21 protein-coding genes and 1 tRNA gene are annotated in these 19,373 nt (G+C 38.9%); 16 read left to right on the top strand and 6 right to left on the bottom strand.

Going from position 1 to position 19,373, the window contains the following annotated elements; all coding sequences use genetic code 11:
• Positions 1-7: 7 nt before the first annotated feature.
• The 13 genes from ftsZ to ABS766_RS14625 all read left to right on the top strand — a co-directional run bounded on the left by ftsZ (position 8) and on the right by ABS766_RS14625 (position 7,832).
• A complete protein-coding gene (gene ftsZ / locus ABS766_RS14685; RefSeq protein ID WP_408085950.1) occupies positions 8-1,969 on the top strand; it encodes a cell division protein FtsZ in 1,962 nt (653 codons plus the stop codon).
• Between the two features lie 93 nt (positions 1,970-2,062).
• On the top strand, positions 2,063-2,512 hold the full coding sequence (locus tag ABS766_RS14680; protein WP_408085949.1) for a GatB/YqeY domain-containing protein: 450 nt from the start codon (positions 2,063-2,065) through the stop codon (positions 2,510-2,512).
• Positions 2,513-2,551: 39 nt separating this feature from the next.
• Positions 2,552-2,623, top strand: a tRNA-Arg gene (locus ABS766_RS14675).
• A 47-nt stretch (positions 2,624-2,670) separates the two neighbouring features.
• Complete coding sequence (locus ABS766_RS14670; RefSeq protein WP_408085948.1) at positions 2,671-2,916, top strand: hypothetical protein; 246 nt, start codon at positions 2,671-2,673, stop codon at positions 2,914-2,916.
• Positions 2,917-3,017: 101 nt separating this feature from the next.
• On the top strand, positions 3,018-3,233 hold the full coding sequence (locus tag ABS766_RS14665; protein ID WP_408085947.1) for a hypothetical protein: 216 nt from the start codon (positions 3,018-3,020) through the stop codon (positions 3,231-3,233).
• Positions 3,234-3,430: 197 nt separating this feature from the next.
• Positions 3,431-3,808, top strand: coding sequence for a hypothetical protein (locus ABS766_RS14660; protein WP_408085946.1), 378 nt, complete (start codon positions 3,431-3,433; stop codon positions 3,806-3,808).
• A 4-nt stretch (positions 3,809-3,812) separates the two neighbouring features.
• Complete coding sequence (locus ABS766_RS14655; RefSeq protein ID WP_408085945.1) at positions 3,813-4,283, top strand: hypothetical protein; 471 nt, start codon at positions 3,813-3,815, stop codon at positions 4,281-4,283.
• 29 nt (positions 4,284-4,312) lie between these two features.
• Positions 4,313-4,609 (top strand): RHS repeat domain-containing protein, encoded by a 297-nt coding sequence (locus ABS766_RS14650; protein ID WP_408085944.1) that lies wholly within the window; start codon positions 4,313-4,315, stop codon positions 4,607-4,609.
• Positions 4,610-4,928: 319 nt separating this feature from the next.
• On the top strand, positions 4,929-5,315 hold the full coding sequence (locus ABS766_RS14645; RefSeq protein WP_408085943.1) for a hypothetical protein: 387 nt from the start codon (positions 4,929-4,931) through the stop codon (positions 5,313-5,315).
• A gap of 9 nt (positions 5,316-5,324) precedes the next feature.
• Entirely contained in the window at positions 5,325-5,756 is a 432-nt protein-coding gene (locus ABS766_RS14640; protein ID WP_408085942.1) for a hypothetical protein, read from the top strand.
• Between the two features lie 247 nt (positions 5,757-6,003).
• Positions 6,004-6,228: a hypothetical protein gene (locus ABS766_RS14635; RefSeq protein ID WP_408085941.1), complete on the top strand. Its 225-nt coding sequence runs from the start codon at positions 6,004-6,006 to the stop codon at positions 6,226-6,228.
• A gap of 85 nt (positions 6,229-6,313) precedes the next feature.
• Positions 6,314-6,874, top strand: coding sequence for a Crp/Fnr family transcriptional regulator (locus ABS766_RS14630; RefSeq protein WP_408085940.1), 561 nt, complete (start codon positions 6,314-6,316; stop codon positions 6,872-6,874).
• A 76-nt stretch (positions 6,875-6,950) separates the two neighbouring features.
• On the top strand, positions 6,951-7,832 hold the full coding sequence (locus ABS766_RS14625) for an aldo/keto reductase (protein WP_408085939.1): 882 nt from the start codon (positions 6,951-6,953) through the stop codon (positions 7,830-7,832).
• Between the two features lie 265 nt (positions 7,833-8,097).
• Here the strand turns inward: ABS766_RS14625 and ABS766_RS14620 are convergent, their stop codons facing one another.
• From ABS766_RS14620 to ABS766_RS14595, 6 genes are all read right to left on the bottom strand, one after another.
• A complete protein-coding gene (locus tag ABS766_RS14620; protein WP_408085938.1) occupies positions 8,098-9,495 on the bottom strand; it encodes an exonuclease domain-containing protein in 1,398 nt (465 codons plus the stop codon).
• Between the two features lie 152 nt (positions 9,496-9,647).
• Positions 9,648-10,223, bottom strand: coding sequence for a chemotaxis protein CheB (locus ABS766_RS14615; protein ID WP_408085937.1), 576 nt, complete (start codon positions 10,221-10,223; stop codon positions 9,648-9,650).
• Positions 10,205-11,017, bottom strand: coding sequence for a CheR family methyltransferase (locus ABS766_RS14610; protein ID WP_408085936.1), 813 nt, complete (start codon positions 11,015-11,017; stop codon positions 10,205-10,207). The genes ABS766_RS14615 and ABS766_RS14610 overlap by 19 nt, the downstream gene beginning before the upstream one ends.
• A 3-nt stretch (positions 11,018-11,020) precedes the next feature.
• Positions 11,021-11,386 (bottom strand): response regulator, encoded by a 366-nt coding sequence (locus ABS766_RS14605; RefSeq protein ID WP_408085935.1) that lies wholly within the window; start codon positions 11,384-11,386, stop codon positions 11,021-11,023.
• Positions 11,387-11,398: 12 nt separating this feature from the next.
• Entirely contained in the window at positions 11,399-14,974 is a 3,576-nt protein-coding gene (locus ABS766_RS14600) for a hybrid sensor histidine kinase/response regulator (protein ID WP_408085934.1), read from the bottom strand.
• 30 nt (positions 14,975-15,004) lie between these two features.
• A complete protein-coding gene (locus ABS766_RS14595) occupies positions 15,005-16,219 on the bottom strand; it encodes a hybrid sensor histidine kinase/response regulator (RefSeq protein ID WP_408085933.1) in 1,215 nt (404 codons plus the stop codon).
• Positions 16,220-16,480: 261 nt separating this feature from the next.
• Between ABS766_RS14595 and ABS766_RS14590 the strand changes: the two genes are divergently transcribed.
• From ABS766_RS14590 to ABS766_RS14580, 3 genes are all read left to right on the top strand, one after another.
• Positions 16,481-17,050, top strand: coding sequence for an RNA polymerase sigma factor (locus tag ABS766_RS14590; RefSeq protein ID WP_408085932.1), 570 nt, complete (start codon positions 16,481-16,483; stop codon positions 17,048-17,050).
• A gap of 99 nt (positions 17,051-17,149) precedes the next feature.
• A complete protein-coding gene (locus ABS766_RS14585) occupies positions 17,150-18,073 on the top strand; it encodes a FecR family protein (RefSeq protein ID WP_408085931.1) in 924 nt (307 codons plus the stop codon).
• 110 nt (positions 18,074-18,183) lie between these two features.
• A partial coding sequence (locus ABS766_RS14580) for a TonB-dependent receptor plug domain-containing protein (RefSeq protein WP_408085930.1) occupies positions 18,184-19,373 on the top strand: 1,190 nt, incomplete at its 3' end.

The raw sequence follows: 19,373 nt of genomic DNA, 5'->3' as shown, positions 1-19,373 counted from the left end.
GAGAAGTATGATAAACAACTCTGAATTTGGAAGTATATCGTTTGATTTGCCTAAAAACCAGTCAAATGTTATAAAGGTAATAGGTGTTGGCGGAGGCGGAAGCAACGCAATCAACCACATGTTTAAGCAGGGGATTAAAGGTGTAGATTTTGTAGTTTGTAATACTGATTCGCAGGCTTTGCAAAACAGCCCGGTTCCTAACAAGATACAGTTAGGTGTAAACCTTACCGAAGGCCTTGGGGCAGGGGCCAACCCCGAAGTGGGCCAGCAGGCAGCGCTTGAAAGTATAGAAGATATAGAAAAAATGCTGGATACCAATACCAAAATGCTGTTTATAACAGCCGGTATGGGTGGTGGTACCGGTACCGGTGCAGCTCCGGTTATTGCCCAGCTTGCAAAAGAACGAGACATCCTTACGGTAGGTATTATTACAGTACCGTTTCAGTTTGAAGGCAAGGTGCGTATGGAGCAGGCACATGCAGGTGTAGAGCGCTTACGTAAACAGGTAGATTCACTTATTGTTATCAACAATAATAAACTTCGTGAAGTATACGGTAACCTGGGCTTTAAAGCCGGTTTCTCTAAGGCAGATGAAGTGTTGGCAACTGCCTCAAGGGGCATTGCAGAGGTAATTACACACCACTATACACAAAATATTGACCTTAAGGATGCCAAGACAGTATTAAGCAACAGCGGTACGGCCATAATGGGGTCGGCCACAGCATCAGGCGACAGCCGTGCCAAAGATGCTATTGTGAGCGCGCTCGATTCTCCGTTATTAAACGATAATAAGATAACAGGGGCTAAAAATGTATTGTTGCTTATTGTATCAGGCACTAACGAAATTACCATTGATGAAATAGGCGAAATTAATGATCACATTCAGGCAGAAGCAGGCTTTAATGCCAACATTATTATGGGTGTGGGCGAAGACGAAAGCCTTGGAGATGCTGTAGCGGTAACTATTATTGCCACCGGTTTTAATGTAGAGCAGCAAAACGAGATTGTAAATACAGAGCCTAAGAAAATTATCCATGCACTGGAAGATGAGCAACTGCTTACACATAACCTTAGTAAACAGCAGCTAACACCATTTGATATAGAAGCTCCTGTGAAAGAGGCGGATAATGAAAAAAATATAGTGGAGGCCATAGCCGAAGAAGAAAAAATTGTGTTTTCACTGGAAGACGAAGAGGAGGAAGTTGAGGAAAAAAAGCACGTAGCTGAGGCCGAAATGCTGCCTCAGGAAAAAGATGTAAATGAACTTGATGTTTTCTTTGAAATAGTTTCGCCTCAAAAAGAAGAGGTTAAGGCTATAGCACCTCAAATAAAAGACGTGTTTGATATTGAGGTTATTGATCCGGAATTTGTAGTGGTTAAAAAGCAGGAAGAACAATTTACGTTTTCTTTTGACCTTGGCGAAGACAGGACAAGGAAAGAGGAAAAACTGTTTTTTAATACCGATGAAAAAATACGTGACATACATGTGAAAGAGCCCGTACAGGTAATACCTATGACAGAGCTTAATGAGCGTGGTATAATACGCTATTCATTAGAGGATTATCTTGAAAAAGAGAAAGAGTTGCTGGATTCTAAGCCTGCTGCCAAAATTCAGGAAACAGCTGATGAAGAATTAAGGTTTACCCTTAAAACCGATAAAAAGGAAGAGCCGCAGCAACCGGCTGCCGTAAGGGAAGAAGTTTCTCCGGTAGAAATGACTATTGAAGAAACATTGCGTTTAAGGGCAGAAGAGCGCCGGAAAAAAATGAAGGATTTTAACCATAAATTCCACAATAATGCGGCAAAAGTAGATGAGTATGAAAAAGAGCCGGCCTATAAAAGAATGGGTATAGACCTTCATGTACAACGTGTGGATAACACTAAATCAAGGCTTTCTTTAGGAACCGACAGTAATGACGATTTACAATTACGTTCTAATAATTCTTTTCTGCATGATAATGTAGATTAACTAACCCGAATGTGAACGTAGCCCGAAAGCGCCATAGTGTGTTTTCGGGTTATTTTTTTTATCTTCGCAGGCACATTTCAAAAAGCATTTATTATGAGTTTTCAAACAAAAATTATGGATGCCATGAAAACGGCAATGAAAGAGAAAGACACCGTGAGCCTTGAAGCGCTGCGTGCTGTTAAATCTGCTTTATTGCTGGCACAGACCGAGACAGGGGCAAAAGAGGAAATAAGCGAAGAAGAATCGATAAAGCTACTGCAAAAACTGGTAAAACAACGCAAAGACAGTGCGGCAATATACTTACAACAAAACAGGGAAGACTTGGCTGATCCCGAACTGGCACAGGCTGCTGTTATAGAAAAATTTTTACCGGCTCAGTTGAGTGAGGAAGAAGTAGAAGTTGTGGTGCGCAAAATTATTACTGAAAACAACTTTAGCGGTATGACCGATATGGGCAAGGTAATGAGTATTGCTTCCAAAGAGCTAGCAGGGCAAGCTGATGGCAAAACCATTTCTACAGTAGTTAAAAAAGCATTAGCATAACGTTTTAGGTTCAGGTCCAAGAACCTAAAACGTTATATAGGCTCCATAGTTCAATGGATAGAATTTCAGATTCCGGTTCTGAAGATTTGGGTTCGAATCCCGATGGGGTCACATCTTTTGGTAATAAAAAACACCAAAAAACATGAAAAGCTCTGCATTTGCAGGGCTTTTTCCTTTATAACGCTACAGGTGTAAAATTACAGAAAAAAGTAACCGATGGAACAGGAAATGTAACCACTACCCAATATTCCGGGGGCTTTATTTATGAGAATGGCGTGTTAAAATCTATGTTCCAGCCGGAGGGTTATGTGGATTTTGAAAATGGGATTTCGTATATTTACCAGTACAAAGACCATTTGGGTAATGTACGGCTAAGTTATAAGAAAAACAGTAATAACAATTGATATTGTTGAAGCCAACGATTATTATCCATTTGGCATGAAACACAGAATAGCAGGTGAAACACCTGTTGCCAATACCAACCCGGCGCTAAAGTATAAGTACAATGGCAAGGAGCTGCAAGACGAACTGGGGGCTTAACTGGGACAGTTTTAAATACCGCAATTATGACTATACTATAGATAGATTCTTTAATATAGACCCGCTTGCTGAAAAAAATCCTTATAATGGAGTTTATAATTTTGCTGAAAATAGAGTTATTGATGGTAATGAGCTTGAGGGATTAGAATTGGAAATATTCATAATGAGGATGGTACTGTAAAAACAACTCTGACTGTCCAATTATATAATAATGCTAATTTATCAGATAAGCAGATTGAAAAATTTAAAGAAAATGCACAAAAACAATTTTCTCAAATTTATTCCTCGGAAGATGGTGTATCTGCAGAGCTCATTTTTGAAGATGGTCCTGCAGATTCTTCTGATGCAGCATTTGCAGTTACTTTAATTGATCAAAAGGTGGTTGAGAATAGAGATAATGGGGGAAATGTAACTCGTAAGTATGTGGGAGGTCACACATCAAAATTAGGAGATACTCAAAAAAATGGATTTAATGTAGTAGGGAGGATTAATGGTAAGATTCAAAATTTTGGCAGTATGGCTCACACTTTAGCTCATGAAGCAGGTCATACTGCCGGTTTGCGGCATCCTTGGGGCCAAGATAATCAAGTATCAGATGTAAGGCAAGGTTCTCCAAATGTAAAAGATAAAACAATTAAAAGAAATTTGATGAACTCAGCTGCTAACCCTATTCAGGCCTTAAGAAGTAATGATGGAAAAGAATTAACACCTGGTCAATTTAAAGCTATTGATGAACTAATAGAATCACGACAATAAGTTTATGAAGAATAATTTTATATTACTAGTTTCAGTTTTCTTTCTCATTCTTTTTGAAGGATGTAATCTTCTAAAGGATAATACATCATCACCTATTAATGATTTAGAATGTAAATCAGATTTAAAAATTGAATATGAGACGAATAGAAAACTTGGTGAATATGGAAGGGAGAAAAACAAAGTAAGATTTGTATTTCTTAGTGATTATCATAATGATGATATTGAAGTATATGTAAATGATAGCCTTTATTTTTCAAAAAGAAATCTTATACAAGATACTAGTAATGATCTTTCGACCTTTTTTGATTATAAATTTTTAAATGATGAAGAAAAACCTTTAATTCTATTTAAATCATCTAAAAGAGATAATTGCTGCAAATTTAAACTTAAGAAGGGATATAGAATTGTTTATGTATTTTATTATCAGGATTATTGGATAATAAGATATTCAAATATTGAATATCCATTGGAGTAGATTTTTTTAATATTTATAAAAAAGACCATTTGGGTAATGTAAGGCTAAGCTATAAGAAAAACAGTAATAACAACTCAATTGATATTGTTGAAGCCAACGATTATTATCCCTTTGGCATGAAGCATACGATAGCAGGTGAAATACCTGTAGCTAATACCAACCCGGCGCTAAAGTATAAGTATAATGGCAAGGAGCTGCAAGACGAGCTGGGGCTTGGAGTTTATGACTATGGAGCAAGGAATTATGACCCCGCAATAGGAAGATGGTTTAATATTGACCCGTTGGCTGAAAAGTATACTAACCTCAGTCCATATATTATTGTCTAAATAATCCTACAGTCTTCGTTGATCCTAATGGTAAAGAAGTTGTAGCTCATTGTCAAGATGCACAAGATTTAATTCTAAATAGCTTAAAGAATTATTGGGAGCCAACCATGGTTTTTCATTTAATAAAAAAGTCGTATTAAAGCATAGTAGTAGTAATAAGGAACATCGTAAAGATAAAAAGAGCTATAGCAAAGAACAATGTCTATTTTCGAAGGAGTTTCAGCAATTGCATCAGATACAGAACACACTATAGATTGTGTTTAGCCAGTTTGGAGATGATACATCTTATTAAGCAACATTTAAAACCCAAACTCCTGTGTTGAATCCAGATGTTTCTTTTAAAGTAGGGCCTGATGGAAATCCTGTATTGAAAGAGGATGGTAGCACGGCTACTACATTTACAACTCACCCTACTGTTGGACAGACAGCAGGTGGAGCATTTTTAACTTATGCAGGAAGTAGGACGGGGGTTGTTACTATATTTCCTGATATCGCGAAGGTAAGGAGATTTAAATCAGCTGGTACACCTACTAATCCAAGTCTAACAGCAATTACCATTCACGAGTTATTAGACCATGGTTTAGATTTTATTCGGACTGGAAATAATAATAAATCTAGCGGACCAAGTATTAATAACGTTACCTATCAAAACAATGCTCTAAAAATAATCAAGAGCACTACAAGAGTCGGACATGACAATCAATAAACATATATTATGAATGTAAGATTAATTAAATTTTTATTTTTTTTCTTTATACTCGTGGGGTGTGGGCGTAAAGAATTAATTAGTAACAGTACTCAGACCTGTTTTTACAAACAAGGTGATTTTTTTATAGTTAACTTTTCGAATCAAAGTTCCGACATAAAGTCAATAACAAATATTTCATTAATTTCTGATAAGAATTTTTTCCTGTTAGATGATTATCATCATTTTCATGGTGATACTTTGTACATTAGATTTCCAAATGATAAAGATGTAAAAATATCTGATGCTATGGAACCGAATACCAAAGTTATTAATGATAGCTTAATTATATTAAAGTCAAAGAGAGTTCAACAACTTTTTAAAGTTAAGCATAATTTTAATGTAATAAAATTTTCTAACAACAAAGACTATATACATATTAACGAGTGTAATAAAACGTAATTGGATGTTCTATGTGAGAACATTAATTCTAAATAATTGCTAGTTGCTGATATGAAATTATATGGAGGTTAATTCTACTTATATACAATTTTAAAAGCGAATTACGCAATTCAATGTATATAGTGATAAAACAACCTCTATGATTTATAGCTTTTTAATACCTACCATATACCCGCTATAATCATTGCAATTAAGACCGCCAGCCCCTTTAAGACCGCACCAATTAATCCAAGGTCATTACTTACTGATGTGGGTGCATTGCGCTTGTGGTGGTTCTCTATGCCATGCGTACCTGAATGATGCTATGGAACAATTGGAAGGGCAGATAGCTTCAGCAAAAGTGGCAATGGCTAGGCTTTCATCCGTACAATTATACTATGTGTTATCAGGAAATGATTTTAACCTGGATATTAATAATCCCGATGATCTAAAGATTGTGTGTATGGGGGTGTCACAAAAGCACCAAAATTAGCCCCCTTTTTGTTTTATAAACCTTACTAACTCTATATATTTTCATATCTTTTAAATATTTCATAGGGAAATACTAACTTTATAAAATGGAAAAATTCATTGAATATATTTTACAATTCGGAAATTTAAACCCGCAGCAAATTGAATTGATTTCAAAAAACGGAACTGCAATCCATCTTCATAAAGACGACTATTTTGCTGAAGCAGGAAAGACATTTAATCAGGTAGCTTTTATCCTGAAAGGCGTTTTGCGTATTTGCTATTATAATAACAAAGGCGAAGAAATCACGAAGTATTTTATAGAAGAAAACCAATTTGTAGCAAACCCATACCAAAACGAACCATTCACAGAATATATTCAGGCGGCCACAGATTGTAATTTACTTGTATTTTCACCACAACATTGGAACGAATTTTCAAATACAATTTTGGACTGGGATAATATTATGAATAAGATATTTCATCGTGCTTTGATGAAAAAGATGGACAGGAGAAGTTCTCTGGTTTCAGAAGATGCCACGACTCGTTATCTTGTATTCATAGAGAAATTTCCAAACCTTATCAATCGCATTCCTCTTTCATATATTGCTTCTTACCTGGGGATTACGCAGTCATCATTAAGCAGAATCAGAAAAAACATTAGTTAAACTCTTTTTGCCAAATGGCAAATGTTTTCCATTTTAGTTAATGCACCTTTGTATTATTAATATAAAGAAAATTAAAATGGATATTAAAAAAACAATTACAATTGGAGCCCGTACAGCAAATCCGCTAACTGTAAAACGATTAGGGTATGGTACAATGCGCCTTCCCGGGGAAGAGGTTTGGGGTGAGCCTGAAAACAGGGATGAAGCACTTAAAATCTTAAAGGCAACTTCCGAAAAAGGCATACAATTTCTTGATACTGCCGATTATTACGGGAAAGACGTAACCAACCGGCTTATTAGCGAAGCCCTGTACCCATACAACAAAGATTTGGTTATTTGCACCAAAGTAGGAGCCAACAGAGGAGCAGATAAAAGCTGGGGGATTTATGACAAGCCTGAAAACTTACGGGCAAGTATTGATAATAATTTAAAGACTTTAAAGATTGAACAAATACCATTGGTGCATTTTCGTGTTATGCCCGGAACTTACACACTTTTAGAAGAATCGCTGAATGCTATGTTTGAAATGCAAAAGGAAGGAAAAATATTGAATGTAGGACTAAGTAATGTTAACCCGGAAGAATTAAATATAGCCATAGCAATGGGTAATGTAGCAAGTGTAGAAAATGCATTTGGTTATGAACAGCGCACAAGTTTTTCAGCATTTGGACAAGAAGTCAGGGGAATGCAGGAAGTGATGGACATTTGTGTAAAAAACAGTATTCCGATGATTCCTTTTTTTTCCCTCCAAACTTCTTTGCCAAAAGGAGCAAATAAAATTGCAATAATTGCCGAGAAATATAATGCTACACCTGCACAAATAAATTTAGCTTGGTTATTACATTACAACGAATTAATTTTGCCGATACCCGGTACTTCAAAATTGGCTCATTTTAATGAAAATATTAAAGCTTTAGACATCTCCCTTTCAGAAGAAGATATGGAATTTTTGGGATAGTATCAATTTAAATGGGTATTTCATATTGAGTGAAAGCTATATAGCATTTAGAGGGGTTAAAACAGTAGTCAGGTTTAAACCAATACCAACTTTTGCAGTATCTCAATGGATTTACGGTCTCATCCGGTATATAACTAAACCATACAAAGCAAAGACCCACGCTGTTTTAACCCCGCTGAAATGCCTGAAAACACTAAGATTTCTGAACATAAGTTCTGACCCAGATGGCTATCTAAATAAAAAAAATTAGAGTTACGCTCAGTATTTACTGGGCTTTTAGTTTGTGAGACTGGCGCTTTTGGTAAAAAACCTTACCAGGGTACTTCTGTGCGTATGAATACAGCAACTGCATAATATATTGATTGCTTTTATAAGCAGTGAGGTAATCTTTAACTTCTTGAATATCAGTAATTCCTATTTCATAAGGAATGTAGCCCATCCCAAAAAAGTGGCCGTTTTCTACCCATATGCAGCTCTGTTCTTCAGGTGTCCTGCCCTTTTCAATAATGGCAAATGTGGGTCGGTTGTTTCTTACAAAGTTAATGGCTAAAGCTACTTTTTCATTGTTTTCTTCCACATTTTGTACATTTTCTGAGCTTGTGGTGTGAAACATTTCTCCTTCAGCGCTTGTACCGTATTTACAAAAATTCTGGTCAATTTCAAACTGCCGCGAGATATTTTGCAACAGCGTTATACCTTCATATTGCGAATGAAATACCTCAATACTATCCTGAAATTTCCCTAGCTTACCTATTGCCAGGTATCTGTAGCCATTTCTGGCTTCATAACTATATAGCCGGTACTTAGCTTCAAATTTTTTTAAAGACCGGTTATATAAAGGCCAAAGTTTTTTAATTTCAATACATTCCAGTAAAAGGGCAATAAGTTCTGTGGCGCAAACCTCATAAGTAATGGCGTGTATATCCCTTAAAAAATTTTGCCTCTGTGGGGTAGTTTTATGGCCGCTAAAGTGCGAGGCCACCCTTTTTTTTAGGTTTACTGCCTTTCCTACATACACCACCTCCCGTACCTGGTTATAAAAGTAGTAAACACCAGGTTTTTCCGGCAACTTTTCAAAATCTTCAGGGGGTAGGTTAGGGGGCAGGCGTTGGTCCGTAGCCGTTTTTTTAATCATTTTGGCTATTTGCCCCTCAGTATCCCATTCCAGCAACCGGGCAAACAGCACTGCCGTAGCATCGGCATCGCCGCCAGCACGGTGCCGGTTTTGCAGTATAATATTAAGCGAATTGCAAAGGTTCCCCAAGCTGTAAGAGGGTAGCCCCGGGCGTATTTTTCTGACGGCTCTTACAGTACACAGTTTTCTGGCAGTCCATTTATAACCGGCTTCTTCAAGCTGGTGCCGTACAAATGAATAATCAAAATTTACATTATGTGCTACAAAAACACGGTTATTAAGCAATGCATATATCTTCTCTGCTACAGCATCAAATACGGGGGCATCGCGCACCATGTTATTGTTAATGCCTGTTAATGCAAATATGGGTAGGGGAATTTCTTTTTCGGGGTTTACAAGCGTTTCAAAACGGTCTGTAACCTGTTTACCGTCATGAATAATAATTGCAATCTCTGTAATACGGCTGCCGCCGGCATTGCCGCCTGTGGTTTCAATATCTACTATGGCATACTCCATCGTCATCTTCATTTATGCAAACATAACAACTTTTTTAATACAGTAAAAACACTGTAGTTGTACATACCTGTATTTAACACACGAGTATGTGTTGCAAAATTGTTAACCGATGCTTTATAGGAAAATGACAGTAAAGTTATCTTCTGATGTATAATAAAGGACAGCTATTGCATAATAAGGTTTGATATACCGTTTGTATCAAGCACTTTTACACCCTCAATATGCTCAAGCGCATGCTTTGGCATAAAAGGCATTTCGGCAGTTTCAGGATTTTGTATGGCCACTATACCACCTGCTTTTTGTATAGCAATAAGTCCGTTGGTACCATCGGCGTTAGCGCCCGATACCAATATAGCGGTAAGCGCGTTGCCATATACTTCGGCAGCCGATTCAAAAGCAACGTCAATACTGGGTCGGCTGTAATTTATTTTTTCAGAGGCATCCAGTGCCAGGGTATAGTCTTTTTCAAAAAGCAGGTGATAGTCAGACGGGGCTATGTAAATATAACCCGGCAATACAGGCACTTTATCATCAAGCTCATATACTGGTATATGGGTCTTCATGGCAATAAGCCCCTCAAGCAGGGTATCTTCACTGCCTTTACGGTGCACCACTATTATAAGCGCTTTATTGTTAAGGCTGGTGAGCCGGGGCAAAACATTAAGCAATACCTCAAGGCTGCCGGCTGAGCCGCCTATCATAATAACATGGGCTGGAATATTTACTTTATTTTCTTCCATATTTTTTCCCTGCCGTTAACCCTTTCATATTTATGCTGTATGGGCGAAAAGTTTATGGTTTCTTTTGTGCCCAACACCAAATAGCCAAGATTAGAGAGGCTTTCGTCAAATAAAGATAATGCTTTGTCTTGTAGTTGTTTGTCAAAATAAATTAAAACATTCCGGCATAAAATCAAATCAAATTCATTAAATGAGCTGTCTGATACCAGGTTGTGTTGCGAAAATACCATGCGTTCCATAAGGTCTTCGCTAAATTTTGCAAGGCCGTAATTGGCAATATAATAATCAGAGAAATCATTTTGCCCGCCGGAATTCATATAGTTTTCAGAATATTGCTGCATCATCCGTAGGGGAAACACCCCCTTTTTAGCTACGCCCAGCACTGCAGGGTTCAGGTCGGTAGCATAAAGCAGGCATTTATGTAATAGGTTGGCTTCTTTTAATAAAACGGCCATAGAAAAAACTTCTTCGCCTGTTGAGCATCCGGCATGCCATATACGTATAAAAGGTTTTACAGCGAGTAGTGGTAAAATGGTGTTTCTGAGTATTTGGTACACATGCGGGTCGCGAAACATTTCGGTAACGTTAACCGTTATTTCTTCTACTACAGTTTTAAAATATACCGAATCGCTGCGTATGCGTGACAGTAGCTCAGAAAAATCATTAAAATTTTCAAGCTGGTAAATACGATCTATACGTCTCTTAAACGATGCCCTTGAATAACCACTGAAATCATAGCCATAATATTCAAAAATGTCATTAATCAGTATTTCAAGTTGTCTGTCAGTAATCATAAATCAAATATCATTTAAAATCAATAGCAACTTATCTACATCAATTGGTTTAGAAATATAGCCATCGGCTCCGGCACGTATACATTTTTCCCTGTCGCCCACCATTGCCTGGGCTGTAACAGAAATAACAGGGGTCTGCATGCGGTGCTTTATTTTTTTAATAGCAGGTATTGCCTCATAACCATCCATTTCTGGCATCATCATATCAATAAGCACAGCATCAATTGTTTTATCAGTTTCTAATAACGCTATAGCCTCTTTTGCACCCTGGCATGAAATACAGGTAAAATTTTTGGCCCTTAACGTTGCGGTAAGCGCAAAAATATTACGGTCATCATCATCTATTATTAATATGTTCTTTTTATCCATAATTGCGTTGTTTTAGCCCCTGTCATATAACCACACCCTTAATAATGAAAGCAGTTGGTCTACATCTACAGGTTTGGTAATATAATCTGATGCGCCTGCATTTATACATTTTTCCCTGTCGCCCGTCATTGCTTTTGCTGTAACGGCAATAACAGGCAGGTTTTTCCACTTATAGTTTTGCCTTATCCGGGTGGCTGTTTCATAGCCATCCATATTTGGCATCATCATATCCAGCAAAACAACATCAGTTTCCGGGTGCTCTTCCATAACGGCAAGTGCCTCTTTGCCATCTATGGCAGTTAACACATTCATTTTTAAAAGTTCCAGTGCTTTGGTGAGCGAGTATATGTTGCGTACATCATCATCTACAACAAGTACGGTTTTATCTTTTAATATGTTATTTAGCCTGCTGTAACGGGCTTCTTTAGTACCGGTATCTTTTTTGTTTTCTTCAACAAGGTGTAAAAACAACGATACCTCATCAAGCATGCGCTGGTAAGAATGTGCAGTTTTTACAATTATACTGTCAGCATACTTTTTAATTTTGAGTTCCTCTTTCATAGAAAGGCTTTTTCCGGTAAATACAATTACGGGGAGGTTTTCCAGCCCTTCGTTACGTTTTACATTTTCCAGTATTTCATAAGCCTGCCTGTCGGGCACTCCCATATCCAGTATTACGCAGTTAATGCCCTGTTGGAGTGCTGTAACACCCTCATTAATCTCACTTTTTATTTCAGAATTTACGTTATGTGTTTCCAAAAAATAAGCCAGAGCTTTAGCATGTTTTGGGTTGTCTTCAATAATAAGCACTTTTTGCGATTCGCGGTTTACTATTTGTTCTATGCGCTTAAAAATTTCAGGTATCTGTTCATAGGCTGCCGGTTTATCTAAAAAATTGATGGCGCCCTTCATAAGGCTCTCCTTTTTTAGTTTATGGGATGACATCATGTGCACCGGTATGTGGCGGGTTTCTTTATTGGTTTTAAGTTCATCCATAACTTCCCATCCACTTTTTACAGGCAATTGTATATCCAGTAATATGCCTACAGGCAAATAGGCCAGCGCCAGGTTAAGCACATGGTCACCACGAACGGCAATAATACCTTTATAACCTTGTTTACGGGTATAATCCAGCAGTGTTTTGGCAAAGTTTACATCATCTTCTACAATTAGTATGGCTCTGTCATTTTCGGTAATTTCATTACGGTCATCAGGAACTTCATCCGGTATGGTCTGGCTTACAAACTCGTTCTGGGCTTCTGTATTTTCATTTTCATGAACGGGCACCGGTACATGCGGCGCAGTTATATTGGTTTGCTCTCTCGATACTACAAAATGTCCGGTTGCATGGCCTAATATAGGCATGGTAACAATAAATTCACTCCCTTTGCCGGCTTCGCTTTTAAGGGTAATATCGCCCCCAAGCAGTTTAACAAGTTCCCGGCTTATAGAAAGCCCAAGCCCGGTACCGCCATACTTGCGCTTGGTAGAACCGTCTGCCTGTTGAAATGCTTCAAAAATAAGTGGCTGTTTTTCACGCGGAATGCCAATTCCTGTATCTTTTACTGTAAACTGTACCAGTTTATCATTTTCGGCATGCTTGTTTATTTTTAATGTAACACTGCCTTCCGATGTAAATTTTAGCGCATTAGAGATAAGGTTCTTTAAAATCTGGTCCAGGCGCATTTTATCAGTTTTAATAACCAGGGGCGCGTCCTTATCGTCTATATTAAATGCAATATTTTTTTGGCGGGCTACTTCGCCAAACATGTTTTTAAGGTTGTTTTCAATTTCGTTTACTGATACATCTAAAAACTCAATCTCCATTTTACCTGCTTCAATTTTAGAAAGGTCAAGTATTTCATCTATCAGCGCCAGTAATCCGTTGCCTGAGCTTTGTATTACAGTGGCAAACTCAACCTGCTCCGGAGACATGTTTTTATCATTATTTTCGGCAAGCAGCCTGCTCAGCAATAATATAGAGTTTAGTGGTGTGCGGAGTTCGTGAGACATGTTGGCCAAAAATTCCGACTTATACCGTGTGCTCAGTTCCAGGTCTTCCGATTTTTTCTGAATTTCCAGGTTGCGTTCTTCCAGTAATACACTGCGTTCTGCCAGTTCTTCATTGGTTTGTTGCAGCTCTTCCTGCTGTACCCTCAGTTCTTCTTCACTGGCCTGTAGCTTGCTGGTTTGTGCCTCAAGCTCGGCATTCATGTTTTCAAGCTCAGTATGTTGCACACGCAGTTCTTCAGATTGTGCCTGGGTTTCTTCCAGCAGTTCCTGTATGCGTTGCCTGTTTTGTGAAGATTTTATAGCGATGCCTATGTTATTGGCCACCGACTTTAAAAAGGTAATGGTGCGGGGTGGAAATGGCTTTACCGAGGCAAGCTCTATTACCCCAACTATTTTTTCATCATATACAGGGAGTGCAATTATATGCCCGGGCTTAACTTCGCCAAGAGCATAGGTTATGGCAATATCTTCTTCTGAGAGTGATTTTAGCTCCAGCATTTTACCTGATACTACCGCCTGGCCGGTTAGCCCCTGCCCAATTTTTATAACCTCCCGGCTTTCATTGGGTATATAACTATACCCGGCAGATTTATAGAGATGATCGCCTTGTAAAAGATATAGCACTCCGGCATTACTATTTATATAACCACACAGGTACGCAATAATATCATCCGTAAGTTCATCAGGCCCTTTTTCGCCAATCATCACCTGGTTTAGCTCTGCCACACCGGCCTGTAGCCATTCGTTATCCGAAAGTGATTTAAAAGACCTGCTCAGCGCCATAGCCATATTATTAAGCGATTCGCCCATACTGCCAAGGGCATCGCTTTCATTATGTTCTACGCGTACATCATAATTTCCACGTGCTATTTCGCCGGCAATGTTACTGGTAAGTGTAATACGTGATGCTGTTTCCCTGTCTTTTTTCTCCAGTTCTTCCAGCAGTTTTGCCCGCATTTTATAGTCGCTAAAAATCCGGGTGAAATACCAAACGCTTATAATAAACGAAATAAGGGCGGCAAAAATAATGAGCAGGGTAGTGTAGTTGCCATAATTTTCAGAGCTGGATATCCGCTCTTTAAGAAGACCCTTTTCATTATTTTCCATCACCTTTACCATAGCCCGGATGTCAGACATAATATTCTTTCCCTTATTTACATCCTCAACATCAGTAGCATTTCCGGCTAATTTTTCATCTACGCGCTTTTGCAGGTAGTTGAAAAAAGTATCGCTTACAGGCCCAAGGTCTTTTAAAATAACCTGTTGGGCTTCATTATCACTCGTTAGTTGTTTTACCTGGTCAAAATAAGCGTCGGCTTTTGCCTGGGCACCGTTATATTGTTCTAAAAAGTTCTGCCTTCCGGTGAGCAGGTAGCCGCGCACCCCGGTTTGTGCATCAATCATTACACCGGCGCCCTCATTAAGATTATATATTACGTCTTGTGTATGGTTAACCATCTTATTGCTGTTAAGCAGGCTGCGTATGCTAATATAAGAGGCAACCGAGCTTATGGTGAGTATGGTGAACGATATACTAAAGCCGATTAATAAATTACGTTTAAAATGTGTATTCATTATGTACTTGTACTGTATGGTTATATCTTTTTAATCTGCTGCAAGGGGTAATATAATGTAAAAGCTGGATCCCTCTCCCAATTTGCTTTTTGCCGTTATAAGCCCGTTATGTTTTTCTGTAATTTTTTTAGCCAGTGCCAGGCCAATGCCTGTGCCCTCATACAGATTACGGTCATTTAGGCTCTGGAAAATAATAAAAATTTTATCAAGGTAAACCTCGTCAAACCCAATGCCGTTATCACTTATGGTAATTTTGCAGTACTTGCCGTTTTGGGTTTCCTCACTGTCAAATGCTTTTTTGGCTATAATCTGTGCGCTTACCTCAATTTTTGGGGCAACGCCCTCACGGGTAAATTTTAAGGAGTTCCCTATAAGGTTCTGGAAAAGCTGTCGCAACTGGCTGGGTACACCGGTTACATACGGCAGGCTGTGTAGGGTTACCTGTGCCTTTTTTTCATCAATTAGGTAATCAAAATCAGGCAATATGTCTTTAATTATGGCGTTAAGAGATACCTTTTCCGGCGCAACATTGGCCGAAAGCCGCGAATATTCCAGCAGGTCAGAAATAAGGTCAGACATACGCTTGGCGGCGCGTACCGTCCGGAAGGCATAATTTTCTGCCTTATCATCCTGCGCCAGGTAACGCTCCTTTATAATTTTGGTAAACATTTCAATTTTACGCAGCGGCTCTTTCAGGTCGTGCGATACCACCCACGAGAATTGTTGCAGCTCATGGTTGCGCAGTTCAAGCTCCTCATTTTTTTGCAGCAGTTCTGCTGTACGTTCGGCTACTTTAGCTTCAAGATTAACCTGGGCCTCCTTACGTATTTCTATTTCTTTAGAAAGCACGTCTTTCATGGCCTTAAGCTCATGTTGCTGCTCAGATAGTTTTATAAAGGTTTTTACCTTTAAAATTAGCAGGTCTGGGTCTACCGGCTTGGTTATATAATCCACCCCGCCAGACTCATAACCCTTAGATATAAATTTTTTCTGCTTGTTTATGGCCGAAAGAAATATTACAGGTATATCTTTAGTGCGGTTATTGCCGGCAAGTATTTCGGCTACTTCAAAACCATCCATGCCCGGCATCTGTACATCAAGTATAATAAGCGAATAGTTCCGCTTTAAAATCATTTTTAAAGCCTCTTCGCCAGACTCGGCAGCATCCGCAGCAATACCATGAATTTCCAGTGTTTTTTGTAAAGCTACAATATTAGCCGGTATGTCATCAACAATTAAAATCATCGTCTTGGGGGCGCATCTTGTGTTTGCTTCAGGCCAGGTAAATTAAAATAAAAAGAACTAATGCATAAGCCATGTAAAATCAAGCTTCGCATCTGTTTTTTTATTGGTTTTTAACAATCCTTCAAAAATAGGAAAAGAAATGTTAAACACCTGTTAATTTTGATTATGAGTTATAGCGGTACTTATTAACACAAACTTAAAAACAACTATTTTTTACAGGCTTTAGTTGTTGCTATTTTTGCGGGGAGGAGGGCTGACAAAATGGAAATACAAGTATCTTGTGACAATGAATTGAATAAATTAATAAAGCAGGGCAATACCCACGCTTTTGAAATAATTTATGACCGGTACTGGAAGAGGCTTTTTTCTTATGCCTATAAAATTCTGGACAATGCCGAAGTTTGTGAGGATATTGTTCAGGAAATTTTTATCAGCCTCTGGAAAAATGCTGCAACAGCAACCATACTTAACCTGGAGGCTTACCTGTTGCAGTCTGTAAAGTATAGAATTGCTACACATATACGCGATTTTAAATTTCAGAAAGAACATATTGATGTGTTACACACCATACAGGTGCCCGATACCATTGATGATGTAGAATACAGGGAAACCGAGCGCAGTATTATTGAACAGATAGATAAACTGCCCCCACGCTGCCGCGAGATATTTATGATGAGCCGTTTTGAACATTATTCTAATACCGAGATAGCACAAAAGCTAAACCTTTCTATCCATACGGTAGAAAAGCAGATAAGCAATGCTCTTAAACACTTGCGCTCCGGCCTTAATATGTACAATCTCACCATTTTTGTTATCGCAATGTTTCTTTAGTGTTATGCCGACGGCCTTGTTTTTAAGAAAACATTAAACCGAAAAATAGGTGTACTTGTACTACCCCCAAAATGCTACTTACCGTTAAAAGTAGTTATTTTGGACAAAGATCAGTTTAAAGAGCTTGCCGGTAAATATGCAAAAGGAACCTGCTCTGCAGAAGAGAAAAAAGCAGTAGAGGCTTTTTTTGAGCAGATGCAGCATAAAGAAGTGTATTTGCACAATGACCCCGCAAGGCGCGATAAAATATTAAAAGGAATATACAGCCATATAAACAGTACACGCAGAAAAACCGGATTTGCCAAAATGTTGAAGATAGCGGCAGCCATAGTGCTGTTACTGGGGGCAGGGTTGTTTACGGCATTATATAACAACAAGGTGCCAATGGTAAAACAGTTTGCCGCCCGGGGCGAAAAGAAAGAAGTAACCCTTAAAGACGGCAGCGTAATAGTGCTTAACTCCGGCAGCAGTATAACGTATCCCGAAGTGTTTGGCAATACAAGAAATGTTACCCTTACGGGAGAGGCTTATTTTAAGGTTTTCCGTAACCCTTCAAAACCTTTTATCGTTTCTACCCACAATGCTACAATAAAAGTACTGGGCACCTCTTTCAACATCAACTCATTTAAGCAGCATACAACCCATGTAAGTGTGCTTACCGGTAAAGTAGAGGTAAGTGCCCCCTCTGGCCAAAAGGTAATACTGGTTAAAAACCAGCAGGCGGCCTATACCGATAATAATGGTTTTATCCGTACCGGGGCAGACAGTAATGAAGGTATTGCCTGGACCAGAAATATTATTGCCCTTAACAATGCTACCCTTGCCGAAACGGCAAAAATACTGGAAAACTGGTATGATGCAGAAATTGAACTGCAGGGCGCCGGATTAGGCAGCCTTACCATTACCGGTAAATTTAAAGACGAAAAGCTGGATAGCGTGCTGGAGAGTATAGCTTATGTAAAACACCTTGAAGTAACATATGTAACCCCCAAAAAGATAATTATAAGAAAAAAAGCTACCTGACACTAAAAAACCAAACCCGCAACTGCTGCAACAGGTGCGGGCCATTAAAAATGACTATAAACATAAATTAATTTACAGCCAAAAGTATGACTACGAAACTACAATTTTTTTTGAAAGCCATCTCAAAGAAAAAGTGTTTTTATTTACTGGCAGTTGCCTTTGCATACTGCCATATTTATGCAGCCCCGGTGGCCGGGGTGGCCCCGGGTATATCACTGCACATGCAAAATGCCCGTGTTACAGAAATCTTTTCTGCTATAGAAAAGAAAACGGATTATACGTTTGTTTTTGACGAAACCATTTCGTCTACCTCAAAACGGTTTACCATACATGCCGATAACGAAGATGTTAACGGCCTGCTCAACAGGCTTGCCAAAGCCACAGGCTTCAGCTTTAAAACAATTAGTAAAACCATTACGGTTACCAGGCCGCAGTCTGCCCAGGTACAGGTACAGGGTAGGGTGTTAGATCAGTCTGGCATGGGTATGCCCGGTGCCCTGGTTGCTGAAGTAGGTACAAATAATACTGCAACTACCGATGTAAATGGTAATTTTACCATAAGCGTATCATCATCCAACGCAGTGCTTTCTGTAAGTTATATCGGGTTTGAAACCGTTCAGATAGCTGCCAACGCAGCTAGTCCGCTAAGTATTACCCTTATGGAGGCTGCCAATCAGCTTAATGAACTGGTAGTTACCGCACTCGGTATAAAAAGGGAAGAAAAAAAATTAGGGTATGCCCAGCAAACTCTTAATTCCGATGATATAGACGGCACAGTGCCAAACAACTGGTCATCTGCCTTAAAAGGTAAAGTTGCGGGCCTTAATATTATTTCATCCGGCTCCGGCCCCCTAAATTCGCAGGATATTGTATTAAGGGGAGGCCGCTCTTTAGACCCTAAGCATAACAGGGCACTAATTGTTGTTGACGGGGTAATGATGACTTCAGAAATGACAACTTCTGGTTCTTCTACCGCTTATATGGGCGATGATTCACCTATAGATTACGGTAACAGCATTAACGACCTTAACCTGGATGATATTGAGAGTGTAACCGTGCTAAAAGGTGCCGGTGCTACCGCGTTATATGGTGAAAGGGCTGCTAATGGCGCTATTATTATTACTACCAAATCGGGTAAAAAGGCCAAAGGCCTTGGGGTTACCATAAACTCCGGCGCTACGTTTGATGTTATACAGCGATGGCCCGATTACCAGTATAAATACGGACAGGGCGCGGGTAGCTCTTTTGATGAAAACGGAGATCCTTACTACTCATACGGCGCCGCAGAAGACGGCATACG

The sequence above is a fragment of the Flavobacterium rhizosphaerae genome (genome assembly GCF_046000445.1).
Lineage (GTDB): Bacteria > Bacteroidota > Bacteroidia > Flavobacteriales > Flavobacteriaceae > Flavobacterium > Flavobacterium rhizosphaerae.
This window is presented reverse-complemented; position numbering and strand designations above follow the sequence as displayed.

Bases quoted from the DNA above. Each gene is read 5' to 3' on its own strand.
- ftsZ (WP_408085950.1), top strand. From the start codon at position 8: ATGATAAACAACTCTGAATTTGGAAGTATATCGTTTGATTTGCCTAAA.
- ABS766_RS14680 (WP_408085949.1), top strand. From the start codon at position 2,063: ATGAGTTTTCAAACAAAAATTATGGATGCCATGAAAACGGCAATGAAA.
- ABS766_RS14665 (WP_408085947.1), top strand. From the start codon at position 3,018: ATGGCAAGGAGCTGCAAGACGAACTGGGGGCTTAACTGGGACAGTTTT.
- ABS766_RS14655 (WP_408085945.1), top strand. From the start codon at position 3,813: ATGAAGAATAATTTTATATTACTAGTTTCAGTTTTCTTTCTCATTCTT.
- ABS766_RS14640 (WP_408085942.1), top strand. From the start codon at position 5,325: ATGAATGTAAGATTAATTAAATTTTTATTTTTTTTCTTTATACTCGTG.
- ABS766_RS14635 (WP_408085941.1), top strand. From the start codon at position 6,004: ATGTGGGTGCATTGCGCTTGTGGTGGTTCTCTATGCCATGCGTACCTG.
- ABS766_RS14630 (WP_408085940.1), top strand. From the start codon at position 6,314: ATGGAAAAATTCATTGAATATATTTTACAATTCGGAAATTTAAACCCG.
- ABS766_RS14625 (WP_408085939.1), top strand. From the start codon at position 6,951: ATGGATATTAAAAAAACAATTACAATTGGAGCCCGTACAGCAAATCCG.
- ABS766_RS14620 (WP_408085938.1), bottom strand. From the start codon at position 9,495: ATGAAGATGACGATGGAGTATGCCATAGTAGATATTGAAACCACAGGC.
- ABS766_RS14615 (WP_408085937.1), bottom strand. From the start codon at position 10,223: ATGGAAGAAAATAAAGTAAATATTCCAGCCCATGTTATTATGATAGGC.
- ABS766_RS14610 (WP_408085936.1), bottom strand. From the start codon at position 11,017: ATGATTACTGACAGACAACTTGAAATACTGATTAATGACATTTTTGAA.
- ABS766_RS14605 (WP_408085935.1), bottom strand. From the start codon at position 11,386: ATGGATAAAAAGAACATATTAATAATAGATGATGATGACCGTAATATT.
- ABS766_RS14600 (WP_408085934.1), bottom strand. From the start codon at position 14,974: ATGAATACACATTTTAAACGTAATTTATTAATCGGCTTTAGTATATCG.
- ABS766_RS14595 (WP_408085933.1), bottom strand. From the start codon at position 16,219: ATGATTTTAATTGTTGATGACATACCGGCTAATATTGTAGCTTTACAA.
- ABS766_RS14590 (WP_408085932.1), top strand. From the start codon at position 16,481: ATGGAAATACAAGTATCTTGTGACAATGAATTGAATAAATTAATAAAG.